Source organism: Endobacter medicaginis (genome assembly GCF_014192375.1).
Lineage (GTDB): Bacteria > Pseudomonadota > Alphaproteobacteria > Acetobacterales > Acetobacteraceae > Endobacter > Endobacter medicaginis.
In genome coordinates this window covers 24,978-44,063 of record NZ_JACHXV010000011.1, presented here as the reverse complement: position 1 = coordinate 44,063, position 19,086 = coordinate 24,978, and the positions used below count along the sequence as shown (strand labels likewise).

At 68.6% G+C, this 19,086-nt stretch carries 16 protein-coding genes; 9 read left to right on the top strand and 7 right to left on the bottom strand.

All coding sequences use genetic code 11. From position 1 onward, the window contains the following. Positions 1-19: 19 nt before the first annotated feature. Positions 20-1,225, bottom strand: coding sequence for a GNAT family N-acetyltransferase (locus tag FHR90_RS13025; RefSeq protein ID WP_176624214.1), 1,206 nt, complete (start codon positions 1,223-1,225; stop codon positions 20-22). Between the two features lie 15 nt (positions 1,226-1,240). Here FHR90_RS13025 and FHR90_RS13020 point away from each other — a divergent pair, with 15 nt between their 5' ends. Both FHR90_RS13020 and FHR90_RS13015 read left to right on the top strand, forming a co-directional pair. Then, positions 1,241-2,041, top strand: coding sequence for an SDR family NAD(P)-dependent oxidoreductase (locus FHR90_RS13020; protein WP_183275360.1), 801 nt, complete (start codon positions 1,241-1,243; stop codon positions 2,039-2,041). Between the two features lie 36 nt (positions 2,042-2,077). After that, positions 2,078-2,830, top strand: coding sequence for a dienelactone hydrolase family protein (locus FHR90_RS13015; protein WP_176625484.1), 753 nt, complete (start codon positions 2,078-2,080; stop codon positions 2,828-2,830). Here the strand turns inward: FHR90_RS13015 and FHR90_RS13010 are convergent. Both FHR90_RS13010 and FHR90_RS13005 read right to left on the bottom strand, forming a co-directional pair. Then, positions 2,802-4,136, bottom strand: a complete 1,335-nt coding sequence (locus tag FHR90_RS13010) for a hemolysin family protein (protein WP_176625486.1) — start codon at positions 4,134-4,136, stop codon at positions 2,802-2,804. The two genes, FHR90_RS13015 and FHR90_RS13010, sit on opposite strands and share 29 nt — an antisense overlap. After that, positions 4,133-4,804 carry a class I SAM-dependent methyltransferase gene (locus FHR90_RS13005; protein WP_183275359.1) on the bottom strand — a complete coding sequence of 224 codons (672 nt, stop codon included), beginning with the start codon at positions 4,802-4,804 and terminating at the stop codon, positions 4,133-4,135. Before FHR90_RS13005 ends, FHR90_RS13010 begins: the two co-directional genes overlap by 4 nt. A 135-nt stretch (positions 4,805-4,939) precedes the next feature. Between FHR90_RS13005 and putA the strand changes: the two genes are divergently transcribed. Beyond that, a complete protein-coding gene (gene putA, locus FHR90_RS13000) occupies positions 4,940-8,569 on the top strand; it encodes a bifunctional proline dehydrogenase/L-glutamate gamma-semialdehyde dehydrogenase PutA (protein ID WP_183275358.1) in 3,630 nt (1,209 codons plus the stop codon). 21 nt (positions 8,570-8,590) lie between these two features. On the opposite strand, the gene FHR90_RS12995 is transcribed toward putA, so the two are convergent. The 4 genes from FHR90_RS12995 to flgE all read right to left on the bottom strand — a co-directional run bounded on the left by FHR90_RS12995 (position 8,591) and on the right by flgE (position 13,023). Beyond that, positions 8,591-9,010 (bottom strand): flagellar biosynthesis repressor FlbT, encoded by a 420-nt coding sequence (locus tag FHR90_RS12995; protein ID WP_246330256.1) that lies wholly within the window; start codon positions 9,008-9,010, stop codon positions 8,591-8,593. Positions 9,011-9,113: 103 nt separating this feature from the next. Then, positions 9,114-10,160 carry a flagellin N-terminal helical domain-containing protein gene (locus FHR90_RS12990; RefSeq protein WP_176623883.1) on the bottom strand — a complete coding sequence of 349 codons (1,047 nt, stop codon included), beginning with the start codon at positions 10,158-10,160 and terminating at the stop codon, positions 9,114-9,116. Next, positions 10,160-11,653, bottom strand: coding sequence for a flagellar hook-associated protein FlgK (flgK, locus tag FHR90_RS12985; RefSeq protein WP_176623885.1), 1,494 nt, complete (start codon positions 11,651-11,653; stop codon positions 10,160-10,162). Before flgK ends, FHR90_RS12990 begins: the two co-directional genes overlap by 1 nt. Positions 11,654-11,757: 104 nt before the next feature. After that, on the bottom strand, positions 11,758-13,023 hold the full coding sequence (gene flgE / locus FHR90_RS12980; RefSeq protein WP_176623887.1) for a flagellar hook protein FlgE: 1,266 nt from the start codon (positions 13,021-13,023) through the stop codon (positions 11,758-11,760). A 611-nt stretch (positions 13,024-13,634) separates the two neighbouring features. Between flgE and FHR90_RS17750 the strand changes: the two genes are divergently transcribed. The 6 genes from FHR90_RS17750 (at position 13,635) to fliN (ending at position 19,080) form a co-directional block, all read left to right on the top strand. Continuing rightward, on the top strand, positions 13,635-14,495 hold the full coding sequence (locus tag FHR90_RS17750; RefSeq protein ID WP_176622906.1) for a flagellar hook-length control protein FliK: 861 nt from the start codon (positions 13,635-13,637) through the stop codon (positions 14,493-14,495). A 33-nt stretch (positions 14,496-14,528) separates the two neighbouring features. Beyond that, positions 14,529-15,263, top strand: a complete 735-nt coding sequence (locus FHR90_RS12970) for a flagellar hook assembly protein FlgD (RefSeq protein WP_176622908.1) — start codon at positions 14,529-14,531, stop codon at positions 15,261-15,263. A gap of 176 nt (positions 15,264-15,439) precedes the next feature. Then, complete coding sequence (gene fliF / locus FHR90_RS12965) at positions 15,440-17,092, top strand: flagellar basal-body MS-ring/collar protein FliF (protein WP_176622910.1); 1,653 nt, start codon at positions 15,440-15,442, stop codon at positions 17,090-17,092. 1 nt (position 17,093) lies between these two features. Beyond that, positions 17,094-18,104: a flagellar motor switch protein FliG gene (gene fliG, locus FHR90_RS12960; protein ID WP_176622919.1), complete on the top strand. Its 1,011-nt coding sequence runs from the start codon at positions 17,094-17,096 to the stop codon at positions 18,102-18,104. Beyond that, a complete protein-coding gene (locus tag FHR90_RS12955; RefSeq protein ID WP_176622912.1) occupies positions 18,101-18,745 on the top strand; it encodes a FliH/SctL family protein in 645 nt (214 codons plus the stop codon). Before fliG ends, FHR90_RS12955 begins: the two co-directional genes overlap by 4 nt. Continuing rightward, the gene (gene fliN, locus FHR90_RS12950) at positions 18,742-19,080 is read left to right on the top strand and encodes a flagellar motor switch protein FliN (RefSeq protein ID WP_246330254.1); all 339 of its coding nucleotides are present in this window, start codon (positions 18,742-18,744) and stop codon (positions 19,078-19,080) included. Before FHR90_RS12955 ends, fliN begins: the two co-directional genes overlap by 4 nt. Positions 19,081-19,086 lie beyond the last annotated feature (6 nt).

Genomic DNA, 19,086 nt, shown 5'->3' with positions numbered 1-19,086 from the left:
CGGGGGCGCGGCCCGGGCGTCAGCCGGTCGTGCCCTCGTAGAGGCGGAATCTCTTCGAGGGCCTGGGCACCAGCTGCTCGATCAGCCGGCGCATGGCGACGTTGTCTTCGAGAATCCAGCCGAGCTCGACGCTGCGCAGCGGCATCTCGCGACCGCGGGTCATCAGCTCGCCGATCATCAGCGACGGCAGCACCGCACCCAGCACGCTGCCCCGCAGCTCGGCGCGCACACCCAGCAGGATCACCCGCCCCGAGCGGAAACGATGGCCGAGCAGGCGGCGGGCGAACCGCAGCCAGCCGATCGGCGACGGGCTGCCGCCGAGATCGCCGACGATGTCATAGAGATTGGGCAGCACCAGCGTCACCGCGATCGGACGGCCGTCGCGCTCGACCAGCACCATGTGCTCCGGACGGATCAGCGGCTTGAGCTCGCGCGCCATGGCCCTCGTCTCGGCCCGGGTGATCGGCACGAAACCCCAGTTGTCGTGCCAGGCATCGTTGTAGATCTCGGCCATGATCGCCGCGTCCTCGGCCAGGCCCGGGCCGCGCGTGCGCATCCGCCGCACCGAGATGCCGCCGCCGAACGACTCCAGCCGTGTGCGCGACTGCGACAGCGCCGCCTCCGCCTTCGGCCCCACCGCCAGCTCGTAGGCGAGCAGGTCCTTCACCTTGCGCAGCCCGGACGCCTCGACATGCGCGCCGAGCCAGGCCGGATGCCACGGCGACATCAGCATCGCGCGTTCGGTCTGCCCCTCGATCAGCAGTCCGGGCTCGCCGTTCGGATTGAGCACATACGGCCCGACCATCCGGCGCATACCCTGGGCTGCCAGCCAGCCCCTTGCCGCGTCGATCAGTGCTGCGACCACCCCGGCATCGTCGATCGCGTCCAGCGCGCCGAACAGCCCGACCGGCTCGCGTGATTCGGGGTCCCACGCCGACTGCGTGACCGGATCGACCTGCGCGGAGATCCGTCCCACCGGCCGGCCGTCGCGCAGGGCGAGGAAGAACTGTGCGCGACCCTCTTCGTAGAAGGCCGACTTGCCCGGGGCGAGCATGCCGCGGCGCTCGAAATCCAGCGGCGGGACGAAGCCGGGCAGCCCGTGATACAGACGCCGCGGAAGCTGGATGAACTGCTTCAACGCCCGCCGCCCCGCGACCGGCACGATCTCGACCCCGGTGCTATCGGGGGGTGGGGCGGGCGAGTCGAGGGCGGCAGAGATCGTCATCGGTGGAAGATAAAGATGCAATCGTTGCCCGGCCGCAAGCGCGGCGCCTCCCGCATCCTCGTCACCGGGGCGTCCAGCGGCATCGGCGCCGCCCTGGCGCGGCATTACGCCGGTTCCGGACGCCGGCTGATGTTGTGGGGGCGCGACCGGACGCGACTCGATTCGGTGGCGGCGGAGTGCCGCGCGCTCGGCGCGCAGGTCGCCACCCGCTCGATCGACCTCGCCGACCCCCAGGCGGCCCGCGCCGCACTCGCGCTGGATGACGATGCGTTCGCCTTCGACCTTGCGATCCTCGCCGCGGGCCTGGGCGACATCCGTCCCGACGGCGCGTTGACCGAGCGGCCGGAGCTGGTCATCGAACTCGGCTGCGTCAACTTCACCACGCCGGCGATGATGGCGACCCTGCTCGCCGGCCACATGGCGGCACGCGGCGGCGGCCGGATCGGGCTGCTCGGCTCGGTCGCCGCCTTCCACGACCTGCCCTATGCCCCGGCCTATGCCGGCAGCAAGGCGGGGCTGACCCGCTTCGCGGCCGCGCTGAGGCTCGGGATGCGCGACCATGGCGTTTCGGTTACGCTGGCCTCGCCGGGCTTCGTGGACACGCCGATGAGCCGGCGGCTCGACTGCGCCAAGCCGTTCCTGCTCGACGTGGAGACTGCGGCGGCGCGAATCGCACGGGCGGTCGATGCCGGCCGTGCGCATCTGGTGCTGCCGTGGCCGTTCTCGGTGCTGCGCGCGGCACAGGCGCTGCTGCCGGGGCCGGTGGCGCGGGCGATCCTGACCCGCACACGGGTGGTGCAGACGCCGAGAGGGTGATCTTCTCCGTTCCCGCAGACAACGCGAGGGGCGCAGATGCTGATCCGCACCGATGAACAGGCCGATATCGGCACGCCCACCGGGGAGATGCGGGTGCATCTCGCCCGGCCGACCGCAGAGGGGCGCTTCGCGGCGATCGTGCTGTATTCGGAAATCTACCAGATCACCGATCCGATCCGGCGCCTCGCGGCCCAGCTCGCCGGCGAGGGATTCCTCGTCGCGATGCCGGAAGTCTATCACGAGCACGAACCCCCCGGCACGGTGCTGGCCTACGACACGCCGGGCACCGAGCGCGGCAATGCGCTGAAATTCGTCAAGCCGGCCACGGCGCACGATACCGACGCACGCGCGCTGTTCGACTGGCTCGAAGCCCATCCGGCCTGCACCGGGGCGTTGGGCACCTTCGGCGTCTGCCTCGGCGGCCATCTCGCCCTGCGCGCTTCGCTCGACCCACGCGTGCGCGCTGCGGTGTGCTTCTATCCGACCGACCTGCACACGCGCACGCTCGGCCGCGACGCCGGCGGCGACGACACCATGGCCCGGATCGACGAACTGCGCGGCGAGGCGATGCTGGTGTTCGGCCGTCAGGACCCGCACGTGCCGTTCGCCGGCCGCAGCGCGATCCGCGAGCGGCTGGAAGAGGCGGGCCGGTCCTACACCTGGTTCGAGGTCAATGCGCAGCACGCCTTCCTGCGCGACGGCGCGCCGCGCTTCGATGCCGCCCTCGCACGGCTGTCGATGGGTTGGGCACTCGCCCATCTCAGCCGCTGGCTGACGCCTCCGCGCTGAGAGGCGCCGGGGTCCGCCGCGTCACCAGCAGCTGGTTGATGCGGAAGCCTTCCACATCCACCACCTCGAACAGCAATCCCTCATACTCGACCCGGTCCGCCTTGCGCGCCATCCGCCGCAGCCGGTGACTGACGAAGCCGCCGATGGTCTCGTAGAGGCCCGAGGCCTCGAACGCGTCGACCTCGAGGGCGCGCGCGACATCGGCGAGCGGGGCGAGCCCGTCGATCAGCCAGGACCGGTCGTCGCGGCGCACGATCACCTGCTCGTCGAACGGGTTGGCGAGCCCGTCCATCACCGCGCCCATCACGTCCTTGAAGGTCAGCAGCCCCACCACCAGCCCGTATTCGCTCACCACCACCGCGAAGCCGGCACCGAACGCCTCGAACTGGGCGAGCGCCTCCCACAGGTTCAGCGTGTCGGGGATCGACAGCACGTCGCGCCGCATGCGGGCGAAATCGTCCGGCACCGAGCCGTCCTGCACGGTGGAGGCGAGCACGTCCTCGGCCCGGATCGCGCCGACCACGTTGTCGATGCCGCCACGGCAGAGCGGATAGCGCGAATAGGGCCGCGCGCGCACCTTGTCGCGCCGCGCCTCCGGCGTCTCGTCGAGATCGAGATAGACGATCTCGTCGCGCGGGGTCATCGCCGAGGTGACGGAACGGTCCTGCATGCCCAGCACGTTGGTGATCAGCCTGTGCTCCTGCTCGAGCAGCGCGCCCGAGGCGGTGCCGGCGGCCAGGGTGGCGCGCAGATCCTCCGCGGTGAGCGGATCGGCGACCACCCCTGTCGGCAGCCGCAGGAGGCGCAGGATCACGTTCGACAATTTCGCGAACAGCCACACGACCGGCCGCAGCACGCCGATCGCCAGCGACGGGAACCAAGCCACCGACAGCGCCACGCGCTCCGGCGCGATCAGCGCGGCCCGCTTGGGCACCAGGTCCGACAGCAGCACGAAGCTGCCGGTGACCAGGCAGAAGCCGAGGATGATGCCGGCCTGCCGCGCCCAGTCGCCCGCCCCCGCGTGCTGCAGAAGCTCGGTCAGCGGTGCGGCGATGAAGCGGTCCGACAGCATGCCGGCCAGGATGCCCACGGCGTTGAGGCAGATCTGCAGCGCGGTCACCACCCGGCCGGAATCGCGTCGCAGGGCCAGGAAGCGCGCCGCCCTTCGGTCGGTGCGGGCGAGGCCGCGGATGCGCGCCTCGCGCGCGGCAGCGAACGACATCTCCGACAGCGAGATCACGACGCTGAAGCCCAGCAACGCGATCATCAGCAGCAGCCCGACCGAGAGCAGCGCGGCAGCACTCATCGGGCGGCCGCCGCGTGAGGTTCCACCCGGTAGAGCACGGTATGCCGCTGGTCACGGTCCTCGAGCTCGCGGCTGGTCGGCACGTCATAGGCGGCGAGGGCGACCATCCCCTGTCCGGGGCGGTAGGTGCGGCCCGGATCGGCGACGATCACCTCGGCCGTCTCGGCCATGCGCCGCAGCCAGGGCATGATGTGTCGGGTCATCGGCTCCTCGTAGCAGACATCGCCGCACAGGATGACGTCCCAGCGGCAGGCGGCGCCGACGATGTCATCCGGCAGTGCGATGACATCGACGCCATTGGCGCGCGCGTTGATCCCGATCGCCGCGATCGCCAGCGGATCGATCTCGCTGGCCTCGACCGAGGCGGCCTGTCGCTGCGCGCAGGCGATGGCGGCGAGACCGCACCCCGAGGCGAAATCGAGCACGCGTCGGCCGGCGACCGGCAGGTGCCCGTCCAGCACGTGCCGCGCCAGCGCCTGCCCACCCGGCCAGGCGAACGCCCAGAACGGCGGTGCGACACCCGCGCGGGCCAGCCAGTCTTCCGAGGCCTGCCAGATCGGGGTGATCTCGGTGGCCAGCCGCAGGATGATCTCGCCGACCAGCGGCGCATGGCTCGGCGCGGTATGAGCCGCGATGAAGCGGGCCGTGTCGGCGCTGTCCCCGTCCATCGATCCTCCGCGTTACGGGCCGAGGGCCGTCATAGCCGCTCACGCAGGCGGGAGCCACCTGCGTGCGGCGCGGCGGTGGTGGTATAGGGGGCGATCCGCAGCGATCGCGCAGCAGCAGCAGCAGCCAGAGGTCCGATGCCCGACTCGATTTCCGACCCGATCGCCGATCCGGTCTCCGGCCCGATTTGCAACGCCGACGCCTTCGCCGCGCTGCGCGCCGAGACGCAGACACAGTCGCCGCTGCGCGCGGCGGTGAGTGCGGCACGCTTCGTGGGCGAGCGCGAGCGCGTCGCCGCCCTGCTGGCCGAGGCTCCAACCGCGTCGGAGGCGGCGGAGGCGCTGGCCGGTTTCCTGGTCCGCAAGCTGCGCGCGCACCGCCCCGGGCCGGTCGAGGCGCTGATGCGCGCCTTTCCGATCGGCACGCCGGCCGGGCTGGCGCTGATGAGCCTCGCCGAGGCGCTGCCGCGCATCCCCGATGCCACCACCCGGCAGGCGATGATCGAGGAGATGCTGTCGTCGGTGGACTGGAACGCGCTCGGCGCCGAGGGCGGCCGGTTCGGCCTGCGCCGGGTGATCGCGGAGGCGGTCGGCACCGGCCGGGCGGCGTCCGACATGCTGCCGGGGGCGAAGGCGGCGCTGCGCGTCGGCCTGTCGGCGGCGATCGGGCGCATCGGACGGCACTTCATCGCCGGCGCCACCATCGAGAGCGCGCTGCGCCACGCGGCCAGGCGCGAGGCGCTGGGGTATCGGCACTCCTTCGACATGCTCGGCGAGGCGGCGGTCTGCGAGGCGGATGCGGCGCGCTATCTCGATCTCTACCAGAACGCCATCCACGCCGTGGGCGCGGCGGCGTCCGACGGGCTGGTGGCACGCTTCGCCGACCGGCCGGTGGAGGGTCCCGGCGTGTCGGTCAAGCTCAGCGCGCTGCACCCGCGCTTCGTCCGCGCCCAGCGCGCGACCGTGATGAGCGTGCTGTTGCAGCGCCTGACCGGGCTGGCACGGCTGGCGGCGCGCTACGATATCGGGCTCACCATCGATGCCGAGGAGGTCGACCGCCTCGACCTGACCCACGACCTGTTCGAGGCGCTGTGCGCCGACGAGGTCACGCGCGACTGGCACGGACTTGGCATCGTGGTGCAGGCCTATCAGCGCGCAGCACCCGAGCTGATCGACCATCTCGTCGATCTGGCGCAGCGCAGCGGGCGGCGACTGATGGTGCGCCTGGTGAAGGGCGCCTACTGGGACAGCGAGATCAAGCGCGCGCAGCTCGCCGGGCTGGCCGATTTCGCGCTGTTTACCCGCAAGGAGCACACCGATCTGAGCTATCTGGTGTGCGCGCAGCGCCTGCTGGCGGCGGGTGGGGCGGTCTATCCGCAGTTCGCCACCCACAACGCCCAGACCGTGGCCGCGATCTGGCGCATGGCCGGCGGGCCGGAGGCGCCGCGCACGGCTTACGAGTTCCAGTGCCTGCACGGCATGGGCGAGCCGCTCTATGACGAGGTGGTGCCGCCCGACCGGCTGTATCGTCCAGCCCGCATCTACGCCCCGGTCGGCGGACATGATGCGCTGCTCGCCTATCTGGTGCGCCGATTGCTGGAAAACGGCGCCAACTCGGCCTTCGTCAACCGCATCGCCGACCCGCAGACCAGCGAGGCGGAGCTCACCCGCGCGCCGCAGGCCAGGATCGCGGCGGCCGACGAGCCGGGCGCGCCGTCGCCCTTCGTGGTCGCGCCGGACGCGCTGTTCGGCCCCCGGCGCAACGCCGCCGGGCTCGATCTGGCCCATGAGCCGACGCTGCATCGGCTGGCCGAGTCCCTTGCCGGCTGCGAGCTGCCGCTGGTCGATGACGGCGAGGGCGCCCGGGTCATCGCCGAGCCCGCCGACCCGTCGCGTCGCCTCGGGCGGGTGGCGGACACCACGCCGGCCTCGGTCGCCGCGGCCTTCGAGGCGGCACCCGCCTCCGGATGGGCGGCGACGGCAGCCGAACGCGCCGAAGTCCTGCGCGGCGCGGCCGACCGGCTCGAGGCCCAGATCACCGGTGCCGCACCTCCGGTGCTGCTGGCCCTGGTGGTGCGCGAGGCCGGCCGCACGCTGCCGGACGCGATCGGCGAGCTGCGCGAGGCGATCGATTTCCTGCGCTATTACGCCGACGCAGCCGGGCTCGATGCCGGCCCGGGCAGCACGCCGCTCGGACGGGTGGTGTGCATCAGCCCGTGGAATTTTCCCGTTGCCATCTTCGTGGGCCAGATCGCTGCGGCCCTCGCCGCGGGCAATGCGGTGCTGGCCAAACCGGCGGTGCAGACGCCGCTCTGCGGCCTGGCCGCCGGTGCGCTGCTGCACGCGGCCGGTGTGCCGCGGGACGTGCTTGGGGTGCTGCCCGGCGACGCGGCAACCGGCCAGGCACTGACCGCCGACCCGCGCTGCGACGGTGTGATGTTCACCGGCTCCACCACGGTCGGCCGCCAGATCGCCATCACCCTGGCCGGCCGGCTGGCCGCAGACGGTCGCCCGGTGCCGCTGATCGCCGAGACCGGCGGCCAGAACGCCATCGTGGTCGACTCCTCCGCCCTGCCCGAGCAGGTGGCGATCGACGTGCTGACCTCCGCCTTCAATTCGGCCGGGCAGCGCTGTTCCGCGGCGCGCATCCTGTGCCTGCCGACAGCCACGGCCGAGCATGTGCTGGGCCTGCTGCGCGGCGCGATGTCGGCCTTGCGCCTGGGGCCGCCCGAACGGCTGTCGAGCGATATCGGGCCGATGATCTCCGCCGCTGCCGTCGACCGTGTCGCAGCCCATGTCGGCCGCCTGCATGGCTGGGGGCGCCCGGTCTACACGGCCCCGTTCGCACCCTCGGGCGGACATTTCCTGTCGCCGACCCTGATCGAGATCGCCTCGGTCGAGGAAATCGGCGCCGAGGTGTTCGGCCCGGTGCTGCATGTGGTGCGCTACGGCGAGGGCGAGCTCGAATCGCTGGTCGACCGGATCGCCGCCCTGGGCTACGGGCTGACCTTCGGTGTGCAGTCCCGGCTGCGCGAGCGGGCCGCCGCCCTGGTCGAACGCTCCGGCGCCGGCAATGCCTATGTCAACCGCAACACGATCGGCGCTGTGGTCGGCGCGCAGCCTTTCGGCGGCCATGGCCTGTCGGGCACCGGCCCGAAAGCCGGCGGCCCGCTGATCCTGCGCCGCCTGATGGCACACGCGCCCGCGGCGCCACGACTGCCGCGGGCGAAGAGCCTGCCGGGCGCGTTCGTGATCTGGCGCTCGTGGCTGCATGGCAACAAGTTCGTCGAGTTGACGGACGGCCAGGAACAGACCGCTCTCGGCGCGGCCGAAACGCTGCCCGCGCCGGTCGGCGAACGCAATGTCTACAGGCTGGTGCCGCGCGGCGCCGGCCTGTGCCTGGCCACGGATCGTGCCGGCCTCTATCGGCAGATCGGCGCCGTGCTTGCCGCCGGCAGCCGCGCGATCGTGACGGAGGACGATGCGCAGCGCCTGGGCGGCCTCGACCGCCTGTCTGTCTTTCTCGACGGCGAAATCCGCCGCATGTCGCGCAAGGCAGCATTCGCGGCCGCCGATTTCGCCCTCGTCGAACCCGGCACCCCCTGGCAGACATTGCAGGAGCTGGCCACGGGCGCACACCGGATCGTTCCCCTCTTCGCGCCGGATGACACCGGTCACTACCCCGGCGAGCTGCTGGTGTCGGAACGGAGCGAGAGCATCAACACGGCAGCCATTGGCGGCGACGTCACGCTGCTCAGCTTGGCCTGAGCGGCGACGCAGGCCCAAGCATCAGGATGCCGCGATCTCGCAGTCCTGCCGAACGCCGCCCCCATTGTCCGCCACGCCGAGGACCGCATCCTCGTGCCGGATGATCCTGCGGGTCAGGCGCAGCGCGCGGTAGCAGTCGTCGACCGTCACGGCCTGCTCCACCTCATCGAGAATGAGGCGGGCGGCAGCCGAGGTGGTGGCGTCGCGAAACATCCTGATCAGCCGGCTGGCGATGCCACGGGCCTGCTCGCGCTCCTCGTCCGACCCGATATAGGCCGTCTGCAGCGCCGAATAGATCCGTCGCGCCGGCGTCGTGGCTTCTTCCGGCGCCATGATCTGCTTGCCGAACAGGAAACGCGCGCGGGAGGCGAGTTCGATCCGGCTTCGCGAGCGAAAACGGATCGCGGCTCCGTTGACCACCATCATCTCGCCAGCGCGCAACTCAAGAACCAGATTGGACATATTGTCTTTCCTAAATCCGGGCCCCATTCTGGGCGAAAATGGTTAAGACCCGGTCAACTCTACCGTCCGCGTATCGAGCGGATCACAGATAGGCGGCGAGCGAGAGATTCTTCATGTCGGCGATCAGGCTGTAGGACGCCGTCAGCTGTGACTGCACCGCAGATTGCTGCGTCGCCACCGTCGCCAGATCGACATCGGTCAGGTCGCCATACTGGGTGCTCAACGCGGTCGACATCATCTGGCTGACCGAGGACTGCGCCGTCAGCGCCTGCTGCTGCGCGCCGATCCCGGCGTTGGCATCGACAAGCCCGCTGGCCGCCGACGAGACCATCTGGCCGAGCTTCGACAGCAATCCGCTCGACTGGGCCGCCTGCAACTGTGTCGGTGACAGACCGGCAAGCACACTCAGTCCAGCGATCAGGTCGCGCACGGGCGAGCCGGTCGATACATCACTCGACGTGCCGGCGGACGTCGCGACATAGCCGGTCGCCTGCCGCGCCTGCGGTCCGGTCACCGTCGAGGATTGCAGCGCGGTGGCCGGCACGGATGTCAGGGGCGAGGAGAACGGGATATCGCTGCCGACTGCGGCGAGGATCGCCGACATCGCGGCACTTGCGTCTTCGGGGTTGTCATTGAGGGCGGACTGGACCGCGTCGGCGAGCGTGCCGCTCGAGAGGTCCGCGCCACTCTCGATCACCGGCGTATCCGACGCGGTACCCGAAAACACATACCGCCCGGCGCTCTGTGTGTTGAGCAGCGACTTGATGTTGCTCAGCCCGGCAAGGGCAGCACCTGTGACGGCAGACAACTTGTCGGTCGAACCATCCGACTGCAAGGCGACGAGCGAGGTCGAGAGCGAGGTCGCGATGTCCTGCATGCCGGTGAGCGCGGTGGCCGAGACGGACAGCCCCGCCTGCGCCTGGGTCATCGCGCCCTGGCAGGCCGACAGCGCGGAGAGTTGCGGTTGCAGCCGCAACACGCTGCCGGCACGCGCCCCCAGACCGGAGATGTCGTCGCTGATCAGCCCGCTGGATGCCTGTGCGGCGAGGGTCTGCTGCTCGCCCTGCATGCGCTGCACGCCCGCCATCAGGATTGCCAGACCGCCGCCATTGCCCAGAGCGCTGATCATCACTGCACCGCCGCGAGAAGGGACTGGAACATGCTCTGCACGGCGGAAATCACCTTGGCATTGGCGGCATAGGAATTCTGCAGCGAGACGATGGACGCCATCTCGTCATCGACATTGACGCCGACGGCGCTGGACAGCGAGGTGTCGAGCTTGGTCTGCACCGCCTGTTCGGTTGTGAGCTGCGAACTCGCCGAGGAGATGACCGATCCTTGCGATGCCCCCAGACTGCTCGCCAGCGCCGTCAGCGAGCCGCTGCCGCTGTAGCCCGTCGACAGCGAGCCGCCGACGCCGAGGCCCGACGAGGTGGCAGACGCGCCGGACGTGCCGAACGTGGTGTTGAGCACGGCGTCGATCACGGTCTGGTCGTCGGCGGTGCCTGTGGTGGCGGCACCGGACGTGCCGTCACGCAACTTGGACGGGTCGGCGATCACCGCGGGGTTGACGCTGATCTGCGCGGAAAAGCCGAGCTGTCCGGCAGGCGCCGGTTCGCTCCCCGACGCACCGGGCAAGGTGCCGGATGCCGTGGAGAACAGATCGAGCCCCGCCGCGTCGAAGCGATTGGCGACCGCGCCCGAGAGGGAATCGAGCTGGGCCTGCATCGTCGGCAGGGTCGTATCACGCAGCGTCAGTGCCGCACCGATCTTGCCGCCGGTGAGCAGGCTGGTGACGTCACGGCCGCCGAGCGTGATCGGCGCGATGGTCCCGGGATAGGCGTTCTGGAGATCGATGGTCACACCCGCCGGCGTCGACAGCGTGGCCGTACCGCGGGTCGGCAGCGACAGTCCGCTGGCCGTGCGAACGAGCATGTCGCCGGTGGGGGTCTGCTGGAACTGGACCGAGACGAACTGCGCGAGATCGCTCATCGCCGCGTCACGCTGGTTCTCGAGATCGGCCGTGTCGCTTCCCTGCGCCTTGAGCAGCACGATGCGGTCCGACAGGGTGCCGATGGTCGACAGATCGCTCGCTGCCGCCTGCACGCCGTCGGCGATGGTGTCCTGTGCGGTCTGCCGCTGCGCCTGGTAGGCCCCGGAGAGCCCGTTGACCCTGGTGGTGAAGAGCTTGGCCGCGGACAATACCCCCTGCTGCGCCGCCGCACCCGAGGGATCGCTGCTGAGGGTGACGAAGGCAGCCTGCACCGAGCCGAGCAGGTCCGACAGCGTCCCCGAGCCCTTCGACGCCGTACCCGTATCGGCCGAGGTCGTGCCCAGCAGGCTGTCGATGGCGCCAAGGGCATTGTCGGTCGTCTGCAGACCGGCGACCGTCGCGCTCTGCGCCCAGACCTGTTTCTGAAGCCCCGGATCGCTGGCGCGCAGGGTGAGGCCGGCACGTACACCGCTGCCGACGCCCTGACCCTCGACAGCGACGAGGCTGGCGCTCTCGCGGACATAGCCCGACGTGTTCGCATTCGAGACATTCTGCGACGCGACGGTGAGCGCATACTGCACACCGTTGAGGCCACTCGATGCGATCGAAAGGGCCGAGGTCAGACTCACGGCACGATCCTACCGGTGCTTGTCGACATCCTCGCATGCCTCCTTGCTGCAGGCGCCAGTGTCGACAGGCTTGGTTAAGGGGACGTTAACATACGAGATCGTGATCACTGCTTCATCTGAAGCGTCGTCTGAAGCATCTGGTCGGCGGTGGTGACGACCTTGGCATTGGCGCTGTAGGCCTGCTGCGCGACGATCAGCCTGGTGAGATCGGTGTCGATATTGACGTTCGACGCCTCGGTCGCACCGGTCTGCAAGGTTCCGGCGCCGGAGGTGCCGGCATCGTAGAGCCGCGCACTGCCCGACAGCGCAGACGCGGTGAAGGCCTGCCCGTTCTGTCGCTGCAGGCCGTCCGGATTGGCGAACTTCGCCAGCGGGACATGGGCAATCACCTGCGTCGAGCCATTGTCGAACACCGCCGAGACGTCGCCGTTGGTGCCCATCGCGATGCCCGTGTAGTTGGCGGTGGCGACACCGTCCTGGGAGAGTTCCGTGGCGCTGTAGCCGGTGGTGGAATCGGTCGCCTGCGTGGTACCGCCGCTGACGCCGATCTTGCCGAGATCGATCGCCACGCTGGCTCCGTTGACCGGCACGGAGAACGACGCCGTGCCGCCCAGCGTGGAGGTGGTCGTGCCGCCCGACGCGATCGAGGCGATCGTGCCGCTGCTGTTGAAGGTCACGGTGGCCTGCGTCGCGGCCGCACTGCTGCCATCGGGAGTGGCGGTGACCGTCCACTGGTTCGCATTGCTGGCGCTCTGCTGCCAGTTCAACGCCACGCTATGCGCATTGCCGGCCGAATCATACACGCTGACGCTTGAACTCGGCGTGGTGGTGCCCTGGCTCTGCGGCAGCGTGACGGTGGCCGAGATCGTCGAGGTCGGGACCGGACGGAATGCAACGTCGCTCACATTGATCGGCTGCAGGGTCGACGACAGCGCCCCGGTGCTGGCATTCGCCATGTAGCCTTCGAGATAATCGCCGGAGGTGTTGACCAGATAACCCTGGAGGTTCTGCGAGAAATCGCCGTTGCGGGTATAGAATTGCTGATTCTGGAAACTGGTGGTCTTGCCACTCGACGAACCCGAGACCTCGGCGACGTTGAAGAAGCCCGAGCCGGAGATGGCAAGGGCGAGCTTGTTGCTGCTCTGCGTGATGCTGCCCTGGACATCGTTTTCGTAATCCGGGGTGGCGACCACACTGCCGGAATCGTTCTGCCGCGCGCTGCTCGATGTGAGATAATCGGTGAAGCTGGTGCCGGTGGACTTGAAGCCGGTCGTCTGGCTGTTGGCGATGTTGTCGCTGATGTTGGTGAAGGCGGCGGACTGCGCGCTCAGTCCGCTGACGGCGGTACCCATGGCAGAAAAGATCGACATGCTCGACACTCCGGTTGCAAGACGCTGATGGCGAGTGCGATGCACAAGCCATGCCAGAGCGGCGACGCAGGATCCGCCGGCATTTGTGGAGCAACTGACCCGGCATTTTCTGCCGGGCACGCCGGATGTGCCGGGCAGAAACTGCCGTCGCGCGATGTTCGATGACGCGGAGCGGCGGCGTTATGGCGAAATCCCTCTGGCCCGCTTCTTGCTGAGAGTCAGTCATGACGCTCGTTATCGCAAGTTCCCCCGCCACAGCCGTCCAGGCGACCGGCGCACAGTCCTCGACATCACCGGCCGTGACGTCGAAGGCCAACCCGTTTGCCGAGGCCCTGGCCGGGATGGATCCGCAAGCGCAGACCGGCTCCCCTTCACGGCACGCCGACACACGGCCTGCGCACGGAACCAGGTCCGACGATGCGCATCCGCACCGCGACACCGTCACATCCGCCGATGACGATGCGTCAGGCCAGCCGGCACAGACTACCGGCACGACACTCGCCCTCCAGCCGCCGGCAACGCTGCCCTCGCTTCCCGATCCGTCGCAGCCTCGGCACGCCGGCGGCGGGTCGGCAGCGGGAGAGACCGGCCCCGTCGCGCCGGGCCGTGACGTGTCGCAGCGCGGCCCGCAGGTCACGCCGCCTCTTCCAGGCGATTCGCCGCTGCAGACCGGCCCAGCCACGAACGATGACACGCCGGCCTCCCAACCCCCGCCAGCCGCATCCGGCCCGTCGGGACAGGACGAACCGTCCGCCACGACCAATGATCAGACGCTGCTGTCACACCCCGCGGACACCGGCGGAGCCCTCGACCTGATCGTCGCACAGACCGTGCCGGTCGAGACCCGGGCGTCGGAGCCTGCTGCCACACACGAGACGGCCGCCACCGGTCATGCTTCCACAGCCACCCCGCTGACGTCGCAGGTCGCGCCTGCGATCATGACGCTCGTCGGCGGCTCGGGGCAGCCGGGTCAGATCGTGCTGCATCTGTCTCCGGACACACTCGGAACGGTGCGCGTGACCCTGTCGCGGGATGCGGCCGGGCATACGACGTTGACCTTCGAGGCGGGCCGGCCCGAAACCCTGCACGCCCTGGCGGGGGAGGTCGGACAACTCCGACACGCCGTCAATGAGGCCGGACTTGGCGAGCACAGCCCGGTCGAGGTGACGTTCCGGCAGGAATCGATTGCCCCTGTCCGACCGGTCGACACAGACAACACGCTGTCGATGTCCTTCGACGACAGGCAGCAGCATCATGCCCAGGCCACCGAACACTCAGCGGGTCTTAACGATGCTTTCACTTCCAGCGGGAATAATTCCGGCGGGAGCGAGCATGGGTCGTTTGGGCGGCCGGACCGGACGCAGAGAGATCGGTCGCGCATGCCCGGCATGGGCGAGGGGATGTCTGTCACCTGGCCAGATCGCGCCACCGCGCTGGCAGCCGGGTCCAGACCCGTCAACATCACCGTCTAGCCCGACCGCACCGATTGCACCACGGAGTTTGCCATGAGCCAGTCGACCCTTTCGACAAACAGCCTCACCCAAGCCGCCATCGCCAGCGCCCGTACGGCCGCAACCACCGCCGCCAGCGCGGACACGTCCGCCACGGCAGCGAGTTCGAGCAGCGCGCTGTCGTCACTGACCAGCAATTTCAACACATTTCTGACCTTGCTGACGACGCAGCTGCAGAATCAGGACCCGACCAGTCCGATGAGTTCGGACAGCTTCACAAGCGAACTCGCGCAATTCGCCGGCGTCGAGCAGCAGGTCAAGACCAACACCAATCTCACCCAGCTCATCACCGCCGGCCAGTCCAGCACGCTGACTTCCGCACAGTCGCTGATCGGCGACACCGTCAGCGTCTCCGGCAGTCAATTCGCATTGCAGAATTCCGCCGCGACTTTGCAGTTCTCGACCACCGGCGCCGAGCCGGTCGCCATCGCAATCACCGACAGCAGCGGCAACGTGATCCGGACCGAACAGGTGAACGCCACCAAGGGCGCCAACACCTGGACATGGGACGGAACCAGCGACGATGGCGTCGCCGAGCCCGACGGCACCTACACGGCCGCTCTCGTCGCCCAGGGCAGCGGCACCTCAACCACGCCACTCACCTTCGGCAGCACCGCCAAGGTGACCGGCATCACGCGCGCCACTGACGGCAGCACGCAGGCCCAATTCGGCAGTGCAACCATTCCACTCTCCAGCGTGAGCACGATCACGACCAAATCGACCAGCTGAGGACGGCCATCCCGGCATGATTTGCCGGGTCGTTAAGGGCTCATTCACCAACTCGGGCGCAAGATGGTTGCTGCCGGCAGGATGCCGGTCAGTCCGGGATATCCAACCATGCGATCGAGACCCTCGCCTGTTCCAACGCCGCAGATCGCCATTTACCCCTCGGGCATCGGCCTGCAATGAAGCCGCTGCTCGACAGCCTCAAATCACTTGGCCCGGCACGGCTGGGGGCGATGGGTGCGGTGGCGATCGGCATGCTTGCCATGCTGGTTGTGCTCGCCAGCGGTGGATCACACCCCGCGATGGCGTTGCTCTACGGTGATCTCGACCTTCGCGAGGCCGGGCAGATGGTCGATGCGCTCGACAAGGCGCATATCCCGAACCGGCTCGGCGGACAGGGTGACCGTATCGAGGTTCCCGAGAACCAGGTGCTCCAGGCACGGCTGCTGCTGGCGAAATCCGGGCTGCCGTCCGGTGGCTCGGTTGGCTACGAGATCTTCGATCGCGGCGACAACCTGACACAGACGCAGTTCGAACAGACCATCAACCAGACCCGCGCCCTGGAGGGCGAGCTGGTCCGCTCGATCAGCCTGGTGCACGGCGTTCGCACCGCTCGGGTGCATCTGGTGCTGCCTCATCGCGCGCCGTTCGCTTCCGACACCCAGCCGGCACAGGCGAGCGTGCTGCTGTCGCTCAGCGGTGCGGCCCGGCTCGATCCGGAGGCCGCCCAGGCGATCCAGACGCTGGTGGTTGCCGCGGTCCCCGAGCTCAAGGCACAGAACATCTCCATTATCGACACGCGCGGCAATGTCCTGGCCCGCGCGGGTGTCGCGCAGCCCGGGCTGGACGGCGCCGGCTCGATCGCCGATCTGCGCCAGCAGACCGAGCTTCGGCTCGAGCGGACCATCGAGGATCTGCTCGCACCCTCGCTCGGCGCCGGCAATGTCCGCGCCGAGGCTTCGGTCACCATGGACATGCAGCAGCGCCGCGAGACGCAGGAGAGCTTCAACCCCGACCAGCAGGTCCTGCGCAGCCAGAAGACCAGTTCGGACAAGTCCCGCAACAGCGAAGCGACACAGACCACCTCTGTTTCGAACAACCTGCCCAACGCCAATGCAGGTCAGCCCGCCAATGGCAGCCAGGCCGACCGTGAGGAAGAGACCAACAACTACGAGATCGGCAAGACCGTCCGCACCGTCATCGACGACGAGCCCAGGATCGGGCGTGTGACCGTCTCGGTGCTTGTCAATGGCGCCGACGAGACCACGGGTGGGCCGAATGCAGTCTTCAAGCCGAGATCGCAGGCGGAGCTCGACCAGATCACCAGCCTGGTCAAGACCGCGATCGGCTTCGACCCCAAGCGCGGCGATGCCGTCACCGTGGTCAGCATGCGCTTCTCCACCGGCGACGCGGCAATCGGCGCCGATACAGCGACAGCACCCTCGCGGTGGCTTTCTTTCGGCAGCCCGGATCTCATGCATGTTGTGCAGACGGCGCTTCTTGGCGTGTTTGTCCTGCTCGCCCTGCTGCTGGTGGTGCGTCCGACCATGTTGCGACTCGCCGCGCCTCCCGGCGACCAGTCGCCGGCGAACCTCCCGCCAGCCAGTGCGCTCGCGCGTCTGCCCGGACCGGAAGGGAACGCCGCCACGCCGGAGGATCTGCCCGCATTGGGGGTCGAGGCGTCGAACAGCGTCGATACGATGATCAACCTCGCCCGTGTGGATGGACAGCTCCGCGCATCGTCACTTCGCCAGATCAGCGATCTGGTCCGAACCCATCCGATGGAAAGCCTCAGCATCGTTCGCGGCTGGCTCGGACATGAGGCAGGCTGACATGACACACAATGAAACCCGCGTGCTCAACGGTCCGCAGAAGGTTGCCGTCCTGATGCTGGCGCTCGGCGAGGAGCAGTGCGCACAGATCTTCTCGATGCTGCATGAGGAGGAAATCCGCGACATCTCCTTCGCGATGTCGCAGCTTGGCAGCATCGATGCCACACTCGTCGAGCAGCTTTGTGGCGAATTCGCTCAGATGATGGGTCAGTCGAGCGCGCTTCTCGGTACGCTCGACAGCACCGAGCGCCTGCTGCAGAAGACTCTGTCTCGCGATCGGGCCACCCAGATCATGGAGGAGATCCGCGGCCCCGCGGGCCGCACGATGTGGGACAAGCTCGGCAACGTCAACGAATCGCTGCTCGCGAATTATCTCAAGAACGAGTATCCGCAGACCATCGCCGTCGTCCTGTCGAAGATCAAGCCAGAACATTCCGCAAGAGTTCTGGCGTTGCTGCCCGAGGCCCTCGCCAGCGACGTCGTCATGCGCATCCTGCGCATGGAGAGCATTCAGAAGGATGTCCTCACGGGCATCGAGAAAACCCTGCGGGCCGAGTTCATGTCGAACCTGACCCGCAGCGCGCGTCGCGACAGTCATGAGCTGATTGCCGAGATCATCAACAACCTCGACCGGTCGGTCGAGGCCCGCTTCATGGCGTCGCTCGAATCCCGTTCGCGGGAATCGGCGGACCGGGTCAGATCGCTGATGTTCACCTTCGAGGATCTCGGTCGTCTGTCGATGTCGGCGATCCAGACCCTCATGCGGGCCGTAGACAAGGAACTCCTGCCCCTCGCACTGAAGGGTGCATCCGAACAGGTCCGGAACACCTTTCTCTCCTGCTTGTCCGAACGCGCCGGCAAGATGATGCGCGATGACATCGCCTCCCTCGGTCCGGTCAGGCTTCGCGACGTCGACGACGCCCAGATGAAGATCGTCGCCAACGCGAAGGAGCTTGCAGCACAGGGTGAGATCGAGATCTCGGGTCGACAGGACGAGGAGATGGTGGAGTGACCCATCATGCTGCATGGGCCTGTCAGCTGCCCGACATTCTATACGCCGAGGATTTCGACGAGCCGCCACGGGTCGCGCCGCCGCCTGAACCCATGGCGGTCGCCATCCCTGATCCGACGGCGCTCGATGCGGCCTGGCAGGAAGGATTCGCAGCCGGCCAACATGAAGCGAGCGTCTCCATCGCCGCGTCGCAGGCCGCCGAGACTGTCCGTATGGTCGCGATGCTGCGCCAGGCCATCGACAGCGCCGACACCGCCCTCGCGGCGTCGCTCTCTGCGACTGCGAGCGAGGTCGTGGGGCTGGTCGGCGAGGCATTGCGTGCGATCCTGCCGTCCTTGCTGCGCGAGCATGGTCATCTCGATGTGCAGGCCGCACTGACGGCACTGCGCGCCGGTATCGACCCGGCCTGCCGGCTGGTGATCGAGACGAGTGCGGAGACACATCGACGACTGGCCGGGCTGCTGGCCGACCTGCCGCCCAACGCGGAGTGGTCGTGCAGCGACACGCTGGGGCCGGGGGACGTCAGGGTTCACTGGCGCCATGGGCATTTCACGCGCAGCGGGCAGACCATCCTGCAGACGCTGATGGCCTGCCTCGCCGATCTCTCCACCACGACCACAATCCGAGGACATCAAGCATGACACAGGAATTCGATGTGATCGACGCGAAGGGATTTGCGGGATCCGCGAGCAGCGATCTCGGATCGGGCCATGGCAGCCGCGCCGCCCAGGATCTCGACGCCGTCTACGACATCCCGGTCACCGTAAGCGCGGTACTGGGCAAGACCACGATGCAGGTCAGCCAGCTCCTCAAGCTGGGGCGGGGCGCCGTTGTCGAGCTCGACCGCAAGCTCGGCGAGGCCATCGACATCTACGTCAACAATCGCCTTGTCGCGCGCGGCGAGGTCGTGATGGTCGACGACAGCCGCCTGGGCGTGACGATGACCGAGATCGTCAAGGCCGATCGCGCCGTCTGAACTGAG

What these genes read in the sequence shown, in the direction of transcription:
- FHR90_RS13025 (WP_176624214.1), bottom strand. Translation starts at nt 1,225, where the DNA reads ATGACGATCTCTGCCGCCCTCGACTCGCCCGCCCCACCCCCCGATAGC.
- FHR90_RS13020 (WP_183275360.1), top strand. Translation starts at nt 1,241, where the DNA reads ATGCAATCGTTGCCCGGCCGCAAGCGCGGCGCCTCCCGCATCCTCGTC.
- FHR90_RS13015 (WP_176625484.1), top strand. Translation starts at nt 2,078, where the DNA reads ATGCTGATCCGCACCGATGAACAGGCCGATATCGGCACGCCCACCGGG.
- FHR90_RS13010 (WP_176625486.1), bottom strand. Translation starts at nt 4,136, where the DNA reads ATGAGTGCTGCCGCGCTGCTCTCGGTCGGGCTGCTGCTGATGATCGCG.
- FHR90_RS13005 (WP_183275359.1), bottom strand. Translation starts at nt 4,804, where the DNA reads ATGGACGGGGACAGCGCCGACACGGCCCGCTTCATCGCGGCTCATACC.
- putA (WP_183275358.1), top strand. Translation starts at nt 4,940, where the DNA reads ATGCCCGACTCGATTTCCGACCCGATCGCCGATCCGGTCTCCGGCCCG.
- FHR90_RS12990 (WP_176623883.1), bottom strand. Translation starts at nt 10,160, where the DNA reads ATGATCAGCGCTCTGGGCAATGGCGGCGGTCTGGCAATCCTGATGGCG.
- flgE (WP_176623887.1), bottom strand. Translation starts at nt 13,023, where the DNA reads ATGTCGATCTTTTCTGCCATGGGTACCGCCGTCAGCGGACTGAGCGCG.
- FHR90_RS12970 (WP_176622908.1), top strand. Translation starts at nt 14,529, where the DNA reads ATGAGCCAGTCGACCCTTTCGACAAACAGCCTCACCCAAGCCGCCATC.
- fliF (WP_176622910.1), top strand. Translation starts at nt 15,440, where the DNA reads ATGAAGCCGCTGCTCGACAGCCTCAAATCACTTGGCCCGGCACGGCTG.
- fliG (WP_176622919.1), top strand. Translation starts at nt 17,094, where the DNA reads ATGACACACAATGAAACCCGCGTGCTCAACGGTCCGCAGAAGGTTGCC.
- fliN (WP_246330254.1), top strand. Translation starts at nt 18,742, where the DNA reads ATGACACAGGAATTCGATGTGATCGACGCGAAGGGATTTGCGGGATCC.